The organism is Vibrio sp. 03-59-1, from assembly GCF_013114135.1.
Classification (GTDB): Bacteria; Pseudomonadota; Gammaproteobacteria; order Enterobacterales; family Vibrionaceae; genus Vibrio; species Vibrio cortegadensis.
In genome coordinates this window covers 108,847-130,707 of record NZ_VTYA01000013.1, presented here as the reverse complement: position 1 = coordinate 130,707, position 21,861 = coordinate 108,847, and the positions used below count along the sequence as shown (strand labels likewise).

General features: G+C 37.5%; 20 protein-coding genes. 7 read left to right on the top strand and 13 right to left on the bottom strand.

Annotated features, from left to right (window positions below):
* Positions 1-3 precede the first annotated feature (3 nt).
* The 6 genes from vpsN (at position 4) to F0249_RS14315 (ending at position 6,332) form a co-directional block, all read left to right on the top strand.
* On the top strand, positions 4-522 hold the full coding sequence (gene vpsN / locus F0249_RS14340; protein ID WP_017053511.1) for an exopolysaccharide export protein VpsN: 519 nt from the start codon (positions 4-6) through the stop codon (positions 520-522).
* Positions 523-529: 7 nt separating this feature from the next.
* The gene (vpsO, locus tag F0249_RS14335) at positions 530-2,737 is read left to right on the top strand and encodes an exopolysaccharide regulatory tyrosine autokinase VpsO (protein ID WP_113799922.1); all 2,208 of its coding nucleotides are present in this window, start codon (positions 530-532) and stop codon (positions 2,735-2,737) included.
* Complete coding sequence (locus tag F0249_RS14330; protein ID WP_171757052.1) at positions 2,737-3,444, top strand: VpsP family polysaccharide biosynthesis protein; 708 nt, start codon at positions 2,737-2,739, stop codon at positions 3,442-3,444. Before vpsO ends, F0249_RS14330 begins: the two co-directional genes overlap by 1 nt.
* Entirely contained in the window at positions 3,441-3,887 is a 447-nt protein-coding gene (locus tag F0249_RS14325) for a VanZ family protein (protein ID WP_017053508.1), read from the top strand. Before F0249_RS14330 ends, F0249_RS14325 begins: the two co-directional genes overlap by 4 nt.
* A gap of 127 nt (positions 3,888-4,014) precedes the next feature.
* Positions 4,015-4,926, top strand: coding sequence for a hypothetical protein (locus F0249_RS14320; RefSeq protein WP_171757010.1), 912 nt, complete (start codon positions 4,015-4,017; stop codon positions 4,924-4,926).
* 68 nt (positions 4,927-4,994) lie between these two features.
* Positions 4,995-6,332 carry an O-antigen ligase gene (locus tag F0249_RS14315; protein WP_171757051.1) on the top strand — a complete coding sequence of 446 codons (1,338 nt, stop codon included), beginning with the start codon at positions 4,995-4,997 and terminating at the stop codon, positions 6,330-6,332.
* 91 nt (positions 6,333-6,423) lie between these two features.
* Here the strand turns inward: F0249_RS14315 and F0249_RS14310 are convergent, their stop codons facing one another.
* The 12 genes from F0249_RS14310 to F0249_RS14255 form a co-directional block, all read right to left on the bottom strand.
* A complete protein-coding gene (locus tag F0249_RS14310) occupies positions 6,424-7,464 on the bottom strand; it encodes an acyltransferase (RefSeq protein ID WP_113799991.1) in 1,041 nt (346 codons plus the stop codon).
* 98 nt (positions 7,465-7,562) lie between these two features.
* Entirely contained in the window at positions 7,563-8,315 is a 753-nt protein-coding gene (locus tag F0249_RS14305; protein WP_171757050.1) for a WecB/TagA/CpsF family glycosyltransferase, read from the bottom strand.
* Positions 8,316-8,364: 49 nt separating this feature from the next.
* A complete protein-coding gene (locus tag F0249_RS14300) occupies positions 8,365-9,534 on the bottom strand; it encodes an aspartate-semialdehyde dehydrogenase (protein ID WP_171757049.1) in 1,170 nt (389 codons plus the stop codon).
* Positions 9,527-10,612, bottom strand: a complete 1,086-nt coding sequence (locus F0249_RS14295; protein ID WP_171757048.1) for a glycosyltransferase — start codon at positions 10,610-10,612, stop codon at positions 9,527-9,529. The genes F0249_RS14300 and F0249_RS14295 overlap by 8 nt, the downstream gene beginning before the upstream one ends.
* 2 nt (positions 10,613-10,614) lie before the next feature.
* Positions 10,615-11,946 carry a phenylacetate--CoA ligase family protein gene (locus F0249_RS14290; RefSeq protein ID WP_171757047.1) on the bottom strand — a complete coding sequence of 444 codons (1,332 nt, stop codon included), beginning with the start codon at positions 11,944-11,946 and terminating at the stop codon, positions 10,615-10,617.
* A 10-nt stretch (positions 11,947-11,956) separates the two neighbouring features.
* The gene (locus F0249_RS14285) at positions 11,957-12,337 is read right to left on the bottom strand and encodes a serine O-acetyltransferase (RefSeq protein WP_241807285.1); all 381 of its coding nucleotides are present in this window, start codon (positions 12,335-12,337) and stop codon (positions 11,957-11,959) included.
* 76 nt (positions 12,338-12,413) lie between these two features.
* A complete protein-coding gene (locus tag F0249_RS14280) occupies positions 12,414-13,643 on the bottom strand; it encodes a VpsF family polysaccharide biosynthesis protein (RefSeq protein WP_171757046.1) in 1,230 nt (409 codons plus the stop codon).
* A complete protein-coding gene (locus F0249_RS14275; protein WP_171757045.1) occupies positions 13,630-15,045 on the bottom strand; it encodes an oligosaccharide flippase family protein in 1,416 nt (471 codons plus the stop codon). The genes F0249_RS14280 and F0249_RS14275 overlap by 14 nt, the downstream gene beginning before the upstream one ends.
* The gene (locus tag F0249_RS14270) at positions 15,035-16,183 is read right to left on the bottom strand and encodes a VpsD family glycosyltransferase (protein ID WP_171757044.1); all 1,149 of its coding nucleotides are present in this window, start codon (positions 16,181-16,183) and stop codon (positions 15,035-15,037) included. Before F0249_RS14270 ends, F0249_RS14275 begins: the two co-directional genes overlap by 11 nt.
* Before the next feature lie 100 nt (positions 16,184-16,283).
* Positions 16,284-17,525 (bottom strand): UDP-N-acetyl-D-mannosamine dehydrogenase VpsB, encoded by a 1,242-nt coding sequence (gene vpsB / locus F0249_RS14265; RefSeq protein WP_113799902.1) that lies wholly within the window; start codon positions 17,523-17,525, stop codon positions 16,284-16,286.
* Positions 17,526-17,540: 15 nt separating this feature from the next.
* The gene (gene wecB, locus F0249_RS14260; protein ID WP_171757043.1) at positions 17,541-18,659 is read right to left on the bottom strand and encodes a non-hydrolyzing UDP-N-acetylglucosamine 2-epimerase; all 1,119 of its coding nucleotides are present in this window, start codon (positions 18,657-18,659) and stop codon (positions 17,541-17,543) included.
* 207 nt (positions 18,660-18,866) lie between these two features.
* Entirely contained in the window at positions 18,867-19,334 is a 468-nt protein-coding gene (locus F0249_RS14255) for a low molecular weight protein-tyrosine-phosphatase (protein ID WP_171757042.1), read from the bottom strand.
* Between the two features lie 495 nt (positions 19,335-19,829).
* On the opposite strand from F0249_RS14255, the gene F0249_RS14250 reads away from it, so the two are divergent.
* The gene (locus F0249_RS14250; protein WP_171757041.1) at positions 19,830-20,609 is read left to right on the top strand and encodes an RbmA protein; all 780 of its coding nucleotides are present in this window, start codon (positions 19,830-19,832) and stop codon (positions 20,607-20,609) included.
* On the opposite strand, the gene F0249_RS14245 is transcribed toward F0249_RS14250, so the two are convergent.
* Positions 20,606-21,769, bottom strand: a complete 1,164-nt coding sequence (locus F0249_RS14245) for a glycosyl hydrolase family 28-related protein (RefSeq protein ID WP_171757040.1) — start codon at positions 21,767-21,769, stop codon at positions 20,606-20,608. The two genes, F0249_RS14250 and F0249_RS14245, sit on opposite strands and share 4 nt — an antisense overlap.
* Positions 21,770-21,861: the final 92 nt, after the last annotated feature.

The window sequence follows — 21,861 nt, the reverse complement described above, 5'->3', positions numbered from 1 at the left end:
ACGATGAAGTACGTGCTAGTAATTATTTTAAGCTGTCTGTCCTTGTCTGTTCTGGCAAGTGAAGCGCTATACAAGTTAGGTGTTGGCGACCAAATAAAAATTCAAGTTTATAATGAACCTGAGCTTTCTATGGAAATTCGCATCAGTGATAGCGGGCAAATAGACTACCCATTCTTAGGGCAAGTAAAACTCAAAGACAAAACGATAGAAGAAGTAAAAGTAGATATTCACGATGGGTTACTCGACGGCTACTTGATCAACCCGAATGTATTCGTAAGTGTGGTTGAATATCGCCCATATTACATTAATGGTGAAGTCGAGAATTCGGGTAGCTACCCATACAACCCTGGTTTAACAGTAAATAAAGCCATTACAATTGCTGGCGGCTTTACCGAACGAGCATCTAAAAAGAATATCTATATCTCGTCAAGTGATGATCCAAATATCAAGGCAACAAAAGTTACCTTGCTTCACAAAATTCAGCCCGGTGACATTCTCACTATCGAAGAAAGCTTTTTTTAGGTCTCCCATGGAAAACTCATTAATTAACAATAAATTGAATACAGATGAACCTCTGAATATTCGCCACTACTTTACCATTTTACTGAACTACAAATGGCGCATTCTCCTATTCTCAATAATGATGACAGCAATTGCAGTTCTGATTGTGCTATCAATACCATCACAATATACCGCAAAAGCTTCATTGCTCATTGAATCAAAACAAGCAAAAGCGGTCTCCATCGAAGACGTTTACGGTATTGATACAAAAAGCCAGGAATACTACCTTACTCAAATTGAAATTTTGAAGTCAGATCGAATTGCTGAAGAGGTTATTGCTCGTCTAAATTTAAACAGTAATCCAGAATTTGATCCAACCGTTGAAAAAAAACCAATGTTTGGATTGAATATTGACATTTTTGAACAATTTCCAGTCTTGAAAGCCTTCAAAAAAGAAGAGGTTCCTGCGTCAATAGAAGCGGCAGCGTATCGCAACAGCCGCTTGGTTCTTGCCAAATTCAAGCGGGGCCTAGAAATTAGGCCTATCAGAAAAACTCAGCTCGTGAGTATTCTTTATACAAGCAAGGATCCAAAACTATCAGCAAACATTGCCAATGAAATTGGTCGTGTTTTTATGGATAGCCACATTGAAGCAAAACTGGAAGTCGAGTTGAAAGCCAATACATGGCTAAACAATCGCATGGAAGAGTTAAGAGGAAAGTTAAGAACATCTGAAGCACAAATGCAAGACTTCTTAAAAACCGAAGGTCTGGTTGATATCAAAGGTGTAGAGAGCTTAGCATCTCAAGAACTTGCCGAGCTAACATCACAACTCAATAAAACCAGAGATCGCAGAGTTGCAGCTGAAACTCTGTTTTTAGTCGCTCAATCATACAGCCGTAAAGATAGTGATTTGTCTTCGCTCGCCTCTATTCCTGAAATATCCAATCACCCTATTATACGTGATGTAAAACTCGCTGAAGTTCAAGCTGAAAGAAAGGTTTCAGACTTATCTAAACGTTACGGTCCTAAACACCCATCTCTCAAGTCAGCACAAGCAGAATTAACATCCGTAAAACGAAACCTGAACTCTGAACTCAGACAGTTATTAAATGGTATCAATAATGAACTTCAAGCAGCGAAGCAGGCGGAAAAGTCATTACATAGAGAATTAAAGAAAAGAAAACTAGAGTTTCAAACACTCACTGTAAAAAATGCAAAATATTCTGAATTAAAACGCGAAGTACAAACCAATAGCGAGCTATTTGACCTATTTCTTAGTCGTCAGAAAGAGACCAGCGCATCCAGTGACTTTAATGCGACCATTGCGCGTTTTACTGATTTTGCAAATCCTCCATTGTCACCAAGCAAGCCAAACAGAAAACTAATTGTGGTACTGGTTTTCATAGCCTCTTTCGGATTTGCTTGTGTCATGGCATTCATGGCCGATGCAGTCAATGACACGTTCGTTGATATCAAACAAGTAGAAAAACAGCTTTCATTAAGCATTTTAGGCGTAATTCCAGAAATAAAAGTGAAAGGTCAGTTAAAGCTTAAGTCCTACTTTGATAGTAAATTCAGAGATTTAACAGAAGCGATCAGAACAATTCGAACAGGATACTTGCTCGCCAACACCAACAAAGAAGCCCATGTTGTGATGGTCACATCATCGTTGCCAGAAGAAGGAAAGACAACTTCAAGCATCAACTTAGCTTTTTCGCTTTCACAAATGGAAAAAACACTTCTTATAGATTGCGACTTAAGAAAACCATCTATTGCACATCGCTTTGATGTTCCAGGGTCTCAACCTGGTGTAACCAACTTGCTCACTAGAACTCATAGCTATAAAGACTGCATATACACAGATGAAGAGTCGAATTTAGATATTTTGACGGCAGGTGTTTTAACCAATAACCCGTTAGAACTGATTTCTTCAGAGGAATTTAAATTATTAATAAATAAGCTAAAAACTGTCTACACAAGGATTGTTATTGATACACCACCTTGCCTTGCCGTAAGTGATAGCTTTATGCTGACTCAATATGTCGACTCGACGATATTAGTCATTAATGCGGCACATACTAGAACTAAAGTTGTCCGTGATGTGGTCGGAAAATTAGCACAGCAAGGCGTCAGAATTGATGGCGTTATTCTAAACAAACTAAACGTCAAGAAAGCAGCACATTATGGTGGATATCATCAGTACCAATCCTACTATGGTTCTGAAAACTCTTAATGGCCAACTCAAAAGTACAATATAATTTTTATTTCAAACCTCTTAGATGGCTTGCCATCTTTGGGGCCTTGGCGATGGTATATTTCTCATTCTGCTTTGGCGTAGCATCTGTCTACGCCTCTGCTGCCGAGAAAAATATAGAGCGTTGGTCCATTCGTCCAGATAGCGTAACATTAGAAAACGTATCAGAAACAAAAACAATCGCATTAAAAGCAATTAGTCTCCAACCTTCTCATCCTCACTACTTTAATATACTAGGTAAGATCTATGAGTGGGAAGCCTTTCTCAAGAATTCAACTGACAGAAAAAATAGTTTGATCCACGCTAAAAATGCTTATTTAGAAAGCGCATCATTAAGACCAATATGGCCTGATACTTGGGCCGATTTGATTGTAGTCGACTCGCAATTAGATAGTAAAAATATCGTGCAATATATAAATAAAGCCGATAAATATGGGCCATTTACGCCTAAAGTAAACCAAACCGTTTCACAAATAGGACTCATAAACTGGCAATTATTTACCTCACCACAAAAAAAACTAGCGCTAGATCATGCAGCACGAGCTTTAACTCATCCCAAAACCAGGGGTGACATGTATCGTTACCTTAAATCACAAGGCCAATTACACTCTGTATGTACTGCTATTGTTAAACACTCTAGAGACTATAATAAGAATGTTCCTCTTTGCGATAGGTTTCTACAATGAATTCCACAATAAATAAAGTGATTAATAGACGCCCGATAGCACTGCTCGTTTTGACCTTAATCTCACTGGGCACCGCTCTACTCTCTCTATCGAAAACATTGAATAGCCATGGCAATAGCACATATTTGTTGGAGTACTACCTCGGGGGAGATTTATATTTACATTTTATCTGCGCTTTGCTCATTGCATTGATGTTTATTAGGGTACTTACAGCATTGCATGGCGTTAAATTCAGTACGATCTTCGCTTTTATTACAATTTCTTCATTTTGTTTGATTGATGAAAGTTTACAAATATTTTCAAGTACGAGGACATTCTCTTGGCTAGATATTACAGCAAGTTTATCCGGTATAACTTTTGCTGTTGTTATCGCTTATATGCTCAACCATGCTCATGGTCAACTAAAATATCGAACGAAAAAATATATTGTCGAAAAAACCTAATTATCTGGAAAATAGACATAATCAGATCGCCTTACAAATGAGAAATAGACGGTTTTTACTCTAGCCATCCTATATTAGCAGCAATAACATAATTATAATTTGTCTATCTGAAATATAGGATACAGACATGAAAAAAACACTTTGGCTAGTACTACTCATCACAATTTCATTAGGATTAACCGTTGCATTAACGTTACCTAATATAAACAATAAAACAAACACGGCTTGTTCAAGCACTGAGGCAATAAAAGAACAGTTAGAGCAGGCAGATGATCTTGTAGGCTTAGTCAAGAAATTGTCTGCACAATGCCCTAAAATGGCAAAAGAAATAGCTAAACTGGCTTCTTTAATACAACCCACTTTAATGGCAGAAATCCTAAAGTCGGTTTTGGAAATTGTTCCTAATAGTGATATTGCAGAATTAACAGCAATGCTTGTTGAAATCGCACCTAAAAATTTACAAGCTGAACTTGTACAAATTGCTGTAGAAGTAAATCCAGCTCTAGCGCAAGAGATCGTTGATGCTGTGGCTAAAATAGGAGCGATGGATCCAACAGATATAATTTTAGCTGCAATTAGTGGCGGTGCTGACCCGGCAAGCATTACTGAACCAACAGCCGCAGGTACACCGACCGCTGGAGCATTAGTTGCCGCTGATAATTTACCTGTGACAAACGATAACTCTATCCTTGTCAACTCCCCGACAGCAGATGGAACTTCTGAAACAGTTAATACACCTGCGGCGAACAGACCAGTTTTAACGACGAATACGCCTGCAGTTGCTAGTTCTCCGATAACGATCAACTCTCTGGCTGCCGATAACACTCCTATCGCAAACAATGCACCTGTGAGTAATACACCAGTGAATAATGCACCTGCAATTAGTGCTCCCGAAAACGGAAACTTACCTATTGCTAACTTACCGGTTACGGATGTACCTACGACACTACCAACCCCCCCTGTTCTGACAAACCCTGGAAACACATCCACTATAGGAACGGGTAGTGGTAGCGGCGGCGGTACCGCATCAACGAATTAGCACTCTATTATAATCCCCTTACCCCGGAGGTTGGTTAAGCTAACCTTCGTCATTTGATGAACTATCGTATGCCTTTTATAGAAAAAATAACCTTTACCCTGTTCTTAATTTTCATCTTCTGGCTCCCCATACCTCTAGGAAGCAACCGCCCACTTGCTTGGTCTTTCAACGAAATATGGCTTGCTCTGATAATGCTATCTTGCCTGTTTATCTTCCCATTAAAGCATTGGGTCAACTGCATAAAACGTACAATTGTCATCGTATTACCACTTCTGATAACAGCAACATGGTCACTCATTCAAAGCATTCCGAACCTGCATTTATCTCAAGATCCTGGGTTAGTGTTAGTCTCTGCGCTTAAGGGATTTCACTATCTGCAACTTTGTTTAGTATCTTCAGTGCTTATCTATAATTCAACAACACTAAAATTGCTTGCCACTGTCATGCTCGCAGCCGGTATCACTCAGGCTTTTTATGCAAGCGTTATCAACCTACTCCATCTTGACCATTCATTAATATTTGAATTGCCACTTGGAAGTAGAGCATCAGGCAGTTTTGTCTATCATAATCATCTGGCTAACTTCTTAATGCTAAACCTTTGTATTGGCTTTGGTCTGTTGACAGCTCAGCTAGCAGACTCAAAATCCGTTGGGATCAAAAACAATATGGCTCATTTTTTGTCTGTACTACTCAATGACAAAACGTTTGTGCGCCTCGGGCTAATAATAATGGTTATCGCATTGGTTTTGACACGTTCAAGGATGGGAAATGTGTCTTTCTTTATTGCACTAGTTGTAGGGTGTGCCCTGTTGCTAAAACACTATAAGTTGAAATCAAAAAGTGTTTATATTTTAATTTTCAGTCTATTCATTGTGGATACATTTATCGTCAGTAATTGGTTTGGACTTGAGAAAATAAAGCAAAGGCTTGTGGCGACGAGTTTAGAAACAGAGTCCAGAGATGATGTGATTGAATACTCACTTGCTGCTGTTAAAGAAAGACCATTATCAGGCTTTGGCGCTGGTACTTTCTATTCAACTTTTCCGGCGTATAACCAAGGTAATGTCCAATTATTCTATGATCATACACATAATGATTATATCCAATTTACATTAGAGTACGGCCTAGTTACTGTCATGTTGTTAGGGGGAATGATTGTGCTCTCCGCACGCCACGGTCTTAAAGCCTTCAAAAGAAGAAAGAACCGACTAATGCGTGGAATTGGTCTGTCTTCATTAATGGCAATTATAGGCATGACTGTTCACATGAGTGTAGATTTCCCTCTACAAGCACCAGCAACAGCAATGTATTTTATACTATATTTAATGATGGCTCATTGGTCATTAAAGATTCCGAGTTCATCCTACAAAACTCGGGGAACTACAGTTGCCACAGTTAACCACTGATAGGTTAAACAATAAATTAGCATCCTAATAACTAAAAACCCCCTATAACATCATCATAGAGGGTTTTTATGCCACATATTTGTCAACAAAGCTAATAGCCTAAGATATACCTACTATGATTAGGAATTAATTTTTTCACGGATAACGATGCAATAATACAAGCTGATAGCAGCAACCCAACGAAAAAGACAAAGAACAACCATGAGTCTAATTGAATATAATGTAAATTAAGCCTCGATATGATACTGATAACAAATGGGTGGATAAAGAATGCAGCGAAACTAGTTGATGCAATAACATTTATGTATTTGTTGTCCACGTCCTCAAATCGATGTAGAAGTACCATAAAGAAGAAACACAATGCAATCTTTTGAATAAACATTAAATCTAAGCCCACAAATTCAAAAGGCTGTTTATGAGAACTCCCCTCACATCCCCAATAGATTTGCAATAAAAGCACTAAGAAAATAAAAACAAAGATATAAATTTCTTTACTTCCTAAGTATTTGTATATGTGGTTTTTATGAATCGAGGCCACCATTCCAATCAAGTATACTGGTGTAAAATAGACAAAACTCTGAATGACATTGATATTATCAATTGGGCGATGGATGAAAACCGCAACTAGTGATAATAGTATGATAATCATCATCTGAAACTTTAAGTTTAAACGAATAAACATCACGTGTATGGGAGAAAGAAAAAAGGTTATCATGATAAATGGGATATACCAGTAAGCAGTAATAAATCTTCCAGAGATATAATATTTAATAATGGGTACAATATATTCGCTTAAAATCCCCTCACCATTGGGGAGGAAATATCCGTCAAAGGCACTACTCTGTGTTACCACATAGAGTGTAATAGGAGCTAATCCTATGATTAAATATGGATACAGCACATTTTGACATTTTTTAATGATGAACTTTTTATGGTTAAACTTTGAATAAAATACATGATGAAACAGAAACCCTGAGATAAAAACAAAGAGTGACGTCCCACCCGATATAAAATTCATTACAGCTTTATCAAATAAACTATCAAAACTCATCCCAACCACTGAAAAAGAGTGCCCTGAAATGATAAACAAGATTGCAATAGCTCTAAATTGCGTAAAAGAGTTGATATGCATGGAAGCCCTAAACAATGACGCATAAATTATAATAAAACATGAATGATAAGGAGCAATTACCTAAATTTGATAAGCACCTAAGTACACTGGCATACTTCTTAAGATTTTCTTAATTTAGCTTTTATAAGTAGCCAAGCAAATTTGCTGTTTGTTATCAAGTATCGCTTCCACATTCTACGTGGCTCTTGAATTACTCGATATAACCATTCCAAGCCAGAATTTTGCATCCATAAAGGTGCTCGCGAAACTTTTCCAGCAACAACATCAAATGTTCCACCAACCCCCATAACAAAGTCGACGCCAAGCTCATCTTTCCACTTGTTTATAAAATTTTCTTTTTTTGGAGAGGTAATGGCTACAAAAAGTAGCTTAGCTCCAGATGCCTTAATTAAATGAACCAAGGCAAGCTCATCATCCCAAAAGTACCCATGATGAAAACCTGCGATCTCCAAGTTAGGATGTTTTTCTCGCATGATTTGTGCTGTTTTGCCGACAACCTGCTCCTCCGCTCCTAGATAGAAAACAGGAAATTTTTCTTGTTCTGCCATAGCATTAAGTTCATGGAACAGATCGACACCAGCCACGCGTTGCCCAACATTATGGCCCATAAAACGAGCCCCCCAGACAACCCCCATTCCATCAATATTAATGATATCGCACTCAGTGACCGAATCAGCAAGTTCAACATCCGCTCTCATGTTCACTATCTTTGCGACATTGACAACGACATGTTGAGTAAAAACCTGATCCGCAACCCGCTGCTTTATTGTTTCAACCGTTTCCTTCATAGACAAAACATGCATTGGTACATTTAAAAAATTTATTTCTTTGTTAACTAATTCGCTTTCCATAATTTTTCTCTAACAGTATTTTTCGATGTTACTTGGTGATTTCGGATGGCTATGAGTGGTTATGATTTCGGTTAGAATAAACAGAAAATGAATAATACATCCAAGCTTGGGTCCAACGAATGTAATTGATTCCAATAGAGAACCGATTATTCTTCTGATAAATAAATTGTTTCTTCTCTGCTGAGTACAGAGTATCAACAGAGTTATTCAGTATTTTTTTCGCCAAATCGATATGTTCTGATGTAGGGTCAACTTTTATTAATGTGATGATAGCTTGGGCGACAGAATGAGGATCAATTGGATATCGATTAGTATTATAGTATTTCGCAGTACCATCTTTTTCGAAGAAATTATTGATATAATAGTCGAGCCCTTTTTTTATCGTCGCATCGAAAAGATCAGTATCTAACGCTGCTTTAATTTCATACAGCGCTTCTAGATTGTATCCAGTATGAAACCCATCGATAAACTGGTGATGGTGCCGTTCACCATAAACCCAACTACCATCTATAGATTGTTGCCCAGCACTACGGGCAGCAATCCTTAAAGACAAGTCTCGATATTTCCTATTTCCGGTTTGACTGGCAGAAAATGCCACCCAAGCAGCAGCCCAAAGACTAGCGTTGTGGACAAAAGCGGTCTCACCCGGTATATAGGCAAAAAATTCCTGATTATCAATGTTCGTATAGAGATGGTTCACAATAAAGTCAGCGCTGCTTAAGGCGGTATTGACCATATCGTCGCGTCCTAATTGGAGCCCGAGTTGATATAATGCGCGACTCACATAAACCGTGGTGATCACGTTAGGTTTACCTTTAGGAACAAAAAAAGCACGCGCTTTCCAGTCAAAATGATAACCCCAACAAGAAGAGGTCCATTCATCACCAGCACAATTTTGTTCAAGTAACCAATTACCTAACTCTTCAGCTTCAGCAAGTAATTTCGAGTCCTTTGTACTTTTGTACTCTTCTAGTATCCCTAAAACAAATAAACCGATCCCCTTAGGATTCCTTTTTTCAGGCACCCCAAATAACGGGCGAAAGTTGATAGGTGAACGCTTAAATAATTGGATCCAAGCTAGTCCAACGATGCTATCTTTCAAGCTTGGGAAATGACAGAAAAAACGGGCATTCAAACCATCAAATGGATCATATCCAGCAAAGTTTCGTAACTTCGCCTGTTGAAAAATAGTATCTTTTACATCAACAATGTTATTCATTTTCTGAGCCCAACGTATCATCATAAACTTTTTGCATCTGAGGGATAATTGCATCAAGAGAAAAATTATCATCAAATTTAGTCTTTGCCGCGTTAACAAACTCTCTATTTGCATCACGATCTGAAATCATAGTGATCAAGGCTTGCTCTAAATTTTTGATATCTCCAGCATCAACTAGCAGGCCATCAACACCATCAGATATGGCATCTGGAATACCCCCTGCATAGCTTGAAACGACAGCAATACCGGCAGACATAGCTTCTAGGACTCCCATAGGAAACCCTTCGTTGTAGCTAGGTAAACAATACACGTCCGCTTTTTTCAAGATATCTAATTTTTCCTGACCACTAACCCAACCTAAGAAGTGAACTGAGTCGTCAATACCCAGCTTTTTTGCTTCTTCCTTGTATTCACAAATATTTCCATCACCAGCCATCATTAATGTTGCATGTGGTAAAGCATGTTTAATTTGCTTGAAAGCATGAATGAGATCGAGTGCACCTTTACGTGGGCCAATCCTTCCCAAAAAAGCAATCGTTCCAGGTTGGACTTCGGATCTCTTTATCGATAAAGTTGGAACTGCATTATAAATAACATTGACATGATCACTCTTATTAAGTGTTTGATACGCCCAATCAAGCCAGTGTGACGAAAGAACAATAACCTTATCTGACATTTCAAAAGTTTTTCTGATATGCGTTTTTTTCTTTTCATCACATTCATTGGCGTAAAACTCTCTGAACTCAGCACCATGTAGATGAAGAATCACTTTAGTGTTTAATGCTTTTACCATTCTGACTAACAGAGATTTACGCTTGTAACTTCCACGTGAAGACATATGGATATGAACTAAACCAACGTCATGAAATAAAATATAATAAGCTAACTTGAATATGCACATGACGAACAACTGCGCTGCGCCAAGGTGTCCCCATTTATTGTTAGAGGAGTGACTAGCAATTAATTTCACTCGATTATTTTCGAAAAAACCACACTCTTTATAGACACTTAAAACGGTAGCAACACCACCTTGACCATGAATATCGGTTGCCACTGTAATATTAATTTTTTTATTCACATCTATTCCTTGATTGTGCATATTGCTTGTCTTATTTTCCCATTTCGTGTTCGATCTAAAGAATTAACAAAATTAATGCCCACACTCATTGTTTGCCCCAATCTATCTTTGGTGTTAGCAATAAGTTTTGATTCCTGGTTTGAGTCAAACACAGTCTCATCTATGACCGCCGAAATGACGATTGAGCGCGGTTCATTTTGAATAAATTGACATGCAAGTAAGCCATCTACCTCTTTGGGAATGTGGTTCAAAATATAAACCTTCTGACCATCTTCACCGATAAGATAATCACCCACACGGCCCTCAATTTTACTAATGATGGGGAAGACTCTTCCGCATGGGCAGTGGGTCTCATCAGACAACACGACATGATCACCCGTTTTATATCGAATTAAGGGAAAATGCTTATTGTTAAAATTGGTTCCAACGATTTCGTGAGTTCCATTCCCAGCGTCAAAAAACTCTACATGAGAATAATCAGTTAACACGTGATAACGACCATGCTCACAATTAGCGATTGCCGCCACTCGTTCAAATAACCCGTACCAATCAAAAACTGTACATTGGAACCTGTCTTCTACTACTCGTCTGTCTTCATCTGATAGCGATTCTGAAGAAGTAATTATGGACTTAAGGCCTAATGGGTAATATTCGCCTTGCGACTCTAGATATTTAGCAAGGGTAACGATTGATGACGGGTAGGCTTGAATAATTTCAACACCGAAATCAACCATCGCTTTAATGTAGTGTGGTAACGCATTTTTTGTCATATGAAAGGATGACAACATAATCATATCTTCGAACCATGAGTATCGCCAAAATGGGACGGTCTTCTGTTCTAAGGGAACAATCATGTCGCCTCGAATCCACGCGCGCTTGTCACCTTTTTGATAACCTGCCCAATCGAGGTGGCGAGCAACAAATGCTTGCTCGCGAATAACCGACTCAATATCTTGAGGGATGGACAAAGGAGTCCCAGTAGTGCCACTTGTTGCACCATGAATAACATTTTTCTTTTTTGCATCCGAAACAAAGTTTTCACTATTCGATTTGATATCGTCTTTACTAATGACAGGAAAACTCTCTAATCCATCAGACTCTAACTTTGAATTTTTATAAGCTGGTACTGTTTCTGATTTTTTAATCACCGAATCTAACTCTAATTCAGAATATTTCTTCAACTGATTAAGGTTTTTATCATGTGCTAGTAATTTTTTAGTTAAGCCTTGTTGACTTTTTCCTTCACGAATAACAACTCTAATTAATGCCCGTACACTTAACAATGTATTCTGAACAAAGATTGGAGAGTTAATATAGATTCCACTTAAAAACATGTCTCGAGTCCTAAATAAAGTTGCTAGGGTCAATATCAGATTTGATCACCTTTGCAGGTATGCCACCAACAATGGTTGATGGTGGTACATCGGAGATAACCACTGCATTTGGTGCAATAATCACGTTGTCACCAATATTTATTGGACCAAGGACGCGAGCACCTGCACCGATATAAACATTATCCCCTATAATTGGGACATCTACATGTTTAGACCGACCACCTATAGTAATGTTTTGCCCAAAGGTGCAGTTTTTTCCGACCCGCGCTCTTTTATGTATAACACACCCAATACCGCCATAAGCAAATTTGCTACCTTTCCCGATAATGGCACTATGAGGAAGAGACGAATTGAAAAGAAAAAATTGAATTGCGTAAATTATCTTAGACACAAAACTCAAATGATGACTATTACACCATTTTCCAATTAACATTAAGTTTATCAACATTTGTTACAATACCCATTCATCAATAATTTATACTTTTTGTTTCGTCCTGACATTCTTTATACCTCAAATAGAGAATACATAAAAACAGAAGTAATACTGGTGTTTTAGTTGTTAATGAATTATTTGTTAGGCTTATAACGAAGAATGTCATCATCGCTAACTTGTCCGAATACCTTCCATTTATAGCGAAGAAAAACATTGGAAGAAAAACGCATACTGTTAAAGGTATCATCCCTAATAGTCCAAATGTAAAAATCCAACCAATAATATAATTTTCAATAACTTTTATCCCAATATACAATTCTATCGATTCAAGAAGTCTATCACTAGCGCCAAAGATCCATTCGGAAATGCTTAGCTGTTCAAATAAATAAAACACATCAATCCGAGCCGAAGCACTGCTATCTATATAGAGTTTTGACATGATTCGATCTGAAATATTTGAATCAATCAAAACAAATATAAATATAAGCAGTGAAAAATAGCCTAAAAGCAACAGCATCGAGATTTTAAACTTGTCCCCATTGACACCAGTTGTACAAAATCGCCACAACACAGGAAGACAATAAAGAAAAACTGTGACAGAAAATATGACTAAAGCTGCTCTTCCTCCAAAAGAAAAAAGAGATAAAAGAATAATCAACACATACAGAAAACTTGGCACTACACTTCTGTTGAAAATAAGAATTGCAAGGCTTGCAGTAATAAGAGCATTGTTTAGCGGATGTGTGAGCAGAGCTGTTGAACGAAAAAACGAAAAAGAATTGAACTCAACATTGACTACACGGAAATGCAGTAAGTATTCAATAATTGCTATAATTGCTATAATTGAGTTTATGAGTATCAAATAAGCTATTAACTTTTGTAATTTACTTGCTTGATCTTTACTTATTATTGAAAGCAATGGTATTAACAACAGTGGTGAGAGGAATGTATTAATCAAATATGCCATCCCTGATGTTCCATGTCGAACAAACCCATAGACCACAACAAATAGTAAAGATAAAATACTTACGTACCAAATACTATTCAATTTCCCTAATGATAATTCAAACCATCGAGGCCCCAACTTTAATGTAACAATTGCAAAGGAAAACATAATTGTATATGCATAAATATGTATTTTTACAAATGCGGGACCACCATTTGATACATAAGGAATCCCTATATTTTCAAGAAAATACCCACCAAGAGTTACCGACGAGATAATAGAAATTACAACATAGAGATAGATACTAGTGCTTTTCATTGACAGTTAAGCCCTTTATGTAGTCTTTGATAGAAAAGCTATTTAACATAAAATGCACTGACCCATATGATAAAAATCCAACGCTGATAAAGATAATAATAACAAGCCAACTCGGTAGTATATTTGTATACATGCCAGTAACATTTACAGATATAGCCATCATCATGGTTGCCAATAAAGTTTCAGGTAGATGTTGAGGACACGGATACCGATACCCAAGGCACGTCCCCACGATTAAAGTGAAAATTGAAACTACAAAAAACGCTAACATAAAACTGATTGCAGCACCTATCGCTCCATACACTGGAATTAGTTTCAAAGAAATTCCGACCTGAATGACAAATGCACTTAAGGTTAAAATTGGCATCCACTTTGTTTTCATTACGAATTGAAATCCATGGTCCAAAAAATGACACTTAATATTAAAAAACCAAGTAGCAATAGATAAAGCGTAAAATATCTTTAGATCCATACCTTGGTAGGATTCACCTAAGAATAATTTAACTAAATGTGGTGCTAGCAAACATATACCAACTGTCGACGGTATACTGAGTGCGCATATAACACCTCCATAGTATCGATGCTTCTTATACAGTTCTGATTTGTCATTAACTACTTTAGTCAACTCAGGGAAAAGTGGTAATGCTACGACCATAAATACTAGTGACATAATTCCCATTAACAAATTAGAAACCGCAGAATATAACCCAGCCTGTTCAAGATCAGTTAATGATGCAATGAGCAACCGGTCGCTACGTGATGCTAGTATACCTAGTAATCCAGATATCATTAATGGAAGGCCAAAACTAAGCAGTGTAGTTTTCATCGATTTATTATATTTATTAGATATTGTCCCATGATATCCAACAATTACTAATGAAATTGTATAGCTTACAATCAATGCAAATATAGCTGACACAATATTCTCATAATACAAAAGGGTAATATAACTTATTATTACAGACAACATTGATTGAACAAAAACAGCTTTTCGATAATGAGTCACTCGCTCTTCAACCCTTGCACATTCCGTTAAATATAAATATAAACTCTTTGATATTAACAACAGATAAATGGCTGCAAAATTTGTTACGGTGAAAACATTAAACATCATCATGCATATGAAAATAACAAGTGATGATAAAAACAAGCAAACCAACAACCAAAATGACAACTGTGATACAAATTTCAACTTTGATGATGATGTTGAATAGAATCTCACTAAGCAGTTATTAATCCATTGAACTAGTACAGAGCGAGCACCTTCTGTAAATACTAAGAAAATTGCTAACAGACCGTATTCATTCGGAGATAAATACCTCGTCTGAATTGAGATGAGTAAAAACAGGCTAAATGCAGAGAGTATTTGAACCGGCGCATATTTAAAAAGCTTACTTATCACTATTAATATTTCCGTATGCCACTTGATACTTCTCAACGACGCTGTCTATTGAAAAAATGGATTTTATTTCGTCTCTATCAATTGTCTTCACACTGTTTATGTACGCTAATATTCTAGATACTTCATCATCCATTCTATTTACATCAATAAAGCAAACGCCTAATCCTCTGAAAAATGAATTTTTCTCATCCAGGATACCGACAGACGTCGATATCAGCGGCAACCCTGCAGCTAACATCTCCAACGGTGCTAGCCCAAATGTCTCTTCCTTTGATAAGAAAACACCTAAATCCGCAAGTTCATATTGTTCAATTATCTGCGCTTGAGACATCGCACCCATCCAATGAACTTTATCGCTAATATTTAAGTTTCTAGTTTTTATCTTTAATTCTCTCGAGTATTCATTATCATCTGGGCCAATAATAGTTAGCTCTACATTAATTGAACTACTCAGAGTTTTAGTTAACTCAATGATTAGATCAATTTGTTTACGAGGTGTTATCAGGGCACAAGTAACTAACCGAATTACTGAGTCACCATATGAGCAACTATTTTTCGCATGGAAGAACGAGCTATCAATTGGGTTGCCGATCTTAACTAACTTATGAAGGTGTTCTCCCTTCACTTCATCAAAAATTATATCGCCTACGCATGTGATCATGTTTGCTTTTGACAGAGTCATTTTTGGCAAGATTAACTCAAAAATTATATTGTTAAAAAAACCTCGTGACTTTCTCGCTATTTTCCCAAAAGAATGAAGTGTCAGTATGGATTTAACATTATTGAACGAAAATAGTGGGAGGCTTATTAAATGGCTATGTACTATATCCGGCTGAGATTCTTTTATTTTTTTGTATAGAAAGTAATTATGATAAACAAACCCAGGCACCGTAATCCCAAATAACGTCTCTTTTTCTGGGATAAATGTAAGCGTTACCCTTTCATGTAAAGCATACTGTTCAAATAATTCAACCTCCGTCGTACCCACTTTAATTGCAACTATTTCATACATATAGCCTTCTGGCGGCTTTTCTGCTAACGAACGAATGATTTGCTGACAAACACTATCTACTCCTCCTGCGTTTTCGCTTCCCCACTTGACTGTGCTGAGAGGAACAATAAGCAATATCTTTTTCATTACGTTTCCTTTAAGGCAACATTAAGAAATAACGCTGCCTTAATTAAGTTTGCATCACACCGCAATAAGACAGTGCAGATCAGTAAAAGCCATCTGTTTGTTAAGCGACTACGCCTCGAGTATCAATCACCACTTTCTTTGCAAAAGAGGTTTTATCTGCTGCTTTGAACTCTTTATGATCAACAAGAACAACAACAACATTGGCAATTTCCATCGCTCGCTCAAGTGTCACTAATTCAACACCCGCTTCTGCTAATTGGTTCGGTAAATCAGAGATATTCGGTTCAACAACAAGAATCTGCCCAATATCATCCTGAGCTAAGTTCGCTGTAATATCTAATGCAGGGCTTTCACGTAGATCATCAATGTCCGCTTTAAATGCAACACCAAGGCATGCAATTACTGGTTTTTTAAATTGGTCCGCGGCTTGTTTAACTTGCTCAACAACCCATTGTGGTTTGCCATCATTAACATTACGTGCCGCGGCAATCAGTTTTGACTCTTCTGGGCAACTATTGACTATGAACCACGGGTCTACCGCAATACAGTGTCCACCTACACCTGGACCAGGGTTTAAGATGTTAACGCGTGGGTGACGGTTGGATAACTTAATCAATTCCCACACATTAATTTTAAGTTTTTCGCTAATAAGAGATAGCTCATTTGCAAAAGCAATATTCACATCTCGGAATGAGTTCTCTGTCAGTTTCGCCATTTCAGCTGTACGAGAGTTGGTTACAATGCACTCCCCTTTAACAAACGTTTTGTACAGCTCCACCGATTTTTCACTGCAAGACTTGCTCATGCCACCAATCACGCGGTCGTTACTCACGAGTTCTTGCAATACATAGCCAGGTAATACGCGCTCCGGACAGTGAGCCACTTTAATATCGGCCCCATCGCCTTTCTGCTGTGGGAAAGTTAAATCCGGCCTTGCCTCTGCCAACCAACCTGACAGTTTTTCTGTTGCCCCTACAGGTGACGTGCTTTCTAGAACCACCAAGTTTCCTTTCTCAAGTACTGGTGCAATAGCTTTTGCCGCGGCTTCAATATAACTAAGATCAGGCTCGTGATTATCCCCTTTAAATGGAGTAGGTACGGCAACCAAAAATGCATCCGCAGATTCAGGTGTAACCGTAGCTTTCAGCTTTCCTGTCATCACCGCACTTCTGACGACAATATCCAAATCCGGCTCAACAATATGAATCTCACCTTTATTAATGGTGTCGACAGCGTGTTGATTGACATCAACTCCGATTACATCAATTCCTCGTGATGCAATCACTGCCGCAGTCGGTAACCCGATATACCCCAAACCAATAACTGAAACTTTACTAAACATTTTTTTCCTCAAATTTTATCTTGCTAAAATATCTGCGATACGCTGACTTGCTTGACCATCACCGTATGGATTGTGCGCTTGGCTCATCGATTCATAAGCCTTTCCATCTAAAAGCAATTGAGTTAGCTCTTCATAAATAATTTGTGTATTTGTACCGACTAGCTTAACGGTACCGGCTTGTACCGCTTCTGGTCTTTCCGTTGTATCTCGCATAACCAAAACAGGTTTACCCAACGATGGCGCTTCTTCTTGAATACCACCAGAATCCGTTAAAATGATGTGTGCTCTATCCATCAAATAGATAAAAGAGAGATACTCTTGCGGATCAATGAGGAAGATATTGTTAACGTCGCGCAATAACCGATTGATTGGCTCTTGCACATTTGGGTTCAGATGGACAGGATAAAGAACTTGGCATTCAGGGTGCTGTTTAGCGGTCTTCAATAATGCTTCACAAATACGTTCGAAACCTCCGCCAAAACTTTCGCGTCGATGACCAGTGACTAGAATGAGTTTTTTTTCTTTATCGAGCATTGAAAATTGTTGGTCCAACGTCTCTTTCAAGTATGAATCGCTGTTGATTTTATTGCGGATCATAAATAGAGCGTCAATAACAGTGTTACCTGTTGTGTGAATGGTGTCAGCGCTATAATTTTCACTTAATAAATTTTGCTTTGACGTCTCTGTTGGTGCGAAGTGATATTGAGTCAGTGCTCCGGTTAGTTTCCTATTTGCTTCTTCAGGCCAAGGCGAATAAATATTTCCAGTTCGCAAGCCCGCTTCTACATGGCCAACCGCTATTTGTTGGTAATAACAGGCTAGTGATGTAGCAAAAGTCGTCGCTGTATCCCCATGAACGAGAACTACATCAGGCTTGAACGTCTTTAAGACGCCCTCCATTCCATTTAAAATCTTAGTTGTCACGGTACTTAACGTTTGACCAGGCTCCATAATATTCAGATCAAAATCAGGCATAATTTCAAACAATGCCAAGACCTGATCAAGCATTTCTCTATGTTGTCCTGTCACACATACTTTCGTTTCAAAACGACTGTCTTGCTTCATTTTATGAACCAATGGTGCCATTTTTATCGCTTCAGGCCGTGTACCAAATGCAATTAGAACCTTTTTCACAATATCGACTTCCTGTTATTCCAATTAAAATACCTACTCAAGGTCGAGATTCACTTCACAACATTGAAATCAGTAGTTATCACAAATTTTGAGCACGCTACCGCCACTAGATATCGCCTCTAGAGTGCTATTTACAGCAGTAACAACATAATCATTGTTTATAAACACTTATATTTTCGCGCTCTGCATGAGATATTAGATCTCGCGCTAAGCAGTAAGTTTATTAAAGATCCCTTCAGAACCAACATCAATTAAGTCAAATGCTTGTTCAAAAAGTGATATCCCACCTTGGTATGGATCGGGGATTTCTGTTTCATTAATGAGACTATGGGATAAAAACAGAGATAATTTATATCTATATTCAAATGGACAAATATCAAAAAGGTCTGCAAGCGTTGATTTATCAACAGCTAAAATCAGATCAAACGTTTCAAAATCATCATTTATTATTCTCCTAGACTTTGAAACTAAAGGATTGTAACCACGATTATTAGCAACCAATATAGCTTTAGGATCGGGGTCCTTCCCTTGAATAAATTTTAAGACACCAGCACTATCAACTTTCCAGCATAAATCTCTCTGCTGCGCCTTTTGCCTCAAAACGGCTTCTGCCATTGGAGAACGACATATATTCCCAGCACATACGACAAGAATTGATAGATTTTTTCTTTCCATGACAAATAACAAGGTCCTAAATGATGATAATCGCTTCTTGAATATCCTGTGTCTTTTGATGGCAAGGATAATATCTTAAGACGCGACCTGAGTTTGTCTCATAATTGCAACTAACATTAAATATAAAGTTATTTTATGCTGACAATTTCATGCTCTAAGACTTGGAAGCAGCTTGTGTTCAAAATTTAACCATCAGCTTTGCAATCTGACTCAGTCATCTGCCCTCACCCGCCTCATCCATTCTTAAATAACATTAAAAGGCTTTATTTACAGTAAGTTATAACAAGTTCATTTTTTCAAAAACGCCTACTATTAAAGTAAAAAGTGAGCCTTGGTTATCATCTCCTTGATAAATTTCTCATCGAAATAAAATTTTTTAATTTATTATTCTGACTCTATTATTGATAAATCAACGCCTATTGTGCGTTGAATATTTGCTTGCTAGACTCATTTCGAAATAAATTCACCCCTTATTAAATAACTTATGGTGTTAAGATGAAAAAATTATACTCTTCGCTCTTGATTAGCTTTACCTCTTTATTTACGACAATGTCAGTTAGTGCCGATGAAACCACTCAACAAACATCTGCAAACATTGAACTATCAACCCAAAATATCCAAGAAACTGGTGGCTACTTATCTGCGGATATATTCATAAATAATAAAAGCAATGACTTCGAAAACATTAAATATTGGCTATCAGTAAAAGGCCCAAAAGGTTTATCTTTCCCTGCTAAATCAGTAGTGCAAGGCGATAACTCTAATATTGAGACGGTAGAAACTGGAAGTATTCTCAGTTTCAGTCGAGGAATTTGGATTCGTGATTATATGGAAGATGGCTTATATACTGTATCTATTGAAGGTGTAAATACTGACACCGGGGTAATATTTAAAGAGTCAAGCCAGTTTGTTAAGGGCGTTGATTTATTAAATCCAGCAGTTATTGACGGTCTAAGTTTACAAGTTTCTTTATCTATTGCGTCGAGTATTCCAAGTGATGGCGGTTACCTACCTCTTTATATTGATGTTCAAAATGCCAGAGAAATCCCTGCTAGTGTTGAGTTTTGGATAACCGCAGAAGGCCCTGACGGACTCAACATCCCAATTAACTCTAGACAAGCTCTAACTATTGACGGGGAAGACTCGTATACTAAAGCTCGTGGATTCAGATTCGATGCAAGTTATCCTAAAGGTGAGTATGTGCTCACTACGCAGATGTATGATGTAGCATCTGGTCAGCACATAGAGTATTCTCTAAGCGTATTCAAAGACTAATCGATACTAGCCTCAACTGGAATACTATTATTTCCCTCAATATCGATATCAATTACGTTTTTATCGATGAATAAAAACGTATATTCATCTCTATATGAATTATTCTTTATAGCGACGTTAGAAAATGACCAGCGCTCATCCTTTGTTATTGTACGGATCGCTGTTTGATATTGAGGGTTACTCACACCATCAAATGTGATGACTTGAAATTCATTGTTTGTTATAGATATATTTTCAATAGGGCTAGTTGCTTGTTCCCAATCAGAATAACTCTGCAATCTAATTCCTTGCTGAGAATAGCTAAACTGATTATGATTAATTCTCAATCCACCCCAACTAACCTTTCTGTCTGATCTAGAGTTTGGGTAGATATTCAACAAGAATCCATCAATGTTTGATAAATTGTTATTTTCAAAAAGAACGTCTGAGTAATAACTTAACTCCACGGCGCTTCCGTTAATATTATTGAAGTCATTATTTATAACTTTTGCATTCGACACTTCTGTTCTTGATGATAATTTAAGTGAACATTCAACAAATTGGTTTTCGATAATAGAAATATCATTACTCCCTCCGACAAATGTATTTTTGGTTGCTTGAGTCGTTGTTACTTGAGCACATCCCTGAAACTTATTCTTCATTACTATTATGTCTTCAGAACCAACGGCATATTTTCCTTCGTCAGGACTTGTCGTTATCCTTAATGCCGCATCACCAAAATGATAGAACTCGTTATTTACTATCATACTGTTTTTGGTACTGGCTAAGTACAGCCCCTGCTCTCCCCAAACTTGGTTACTGTTTCCATTATTCAATCCAGTAAATACGACATCAGAGATCATCAGATCTGTCGTGTGCTTAATATACAACAGATACTCACCAACAAAGTCATCGCACTTTGCCAGTTCAGCTTTTCCTGCCCCTATAATCGATATATTTCTTTTACTGAACAACGAAATAGTTCGACAAATATCATAAAGCCCATTTGGGATCATTAGCGTATCGTCATCATTTAATTCTGCTAACGCTGACTGAAAAGCTAAACTGTCATCTTTACCATCATCTGCTATGGCACCAAAATAGGTCACATCGTATACATTACCCTGTGCATTCATGATCGGTAGACTAAGAGATGCAAATAGTAAAATTAATCCTTTCATAATTTATAGCCTCAAAAAAACATACCAACCAACAGAGAATAGTAGCATATCAATCCGTATTTAATTTTTATTATTAATGGTGATAGCCTCTT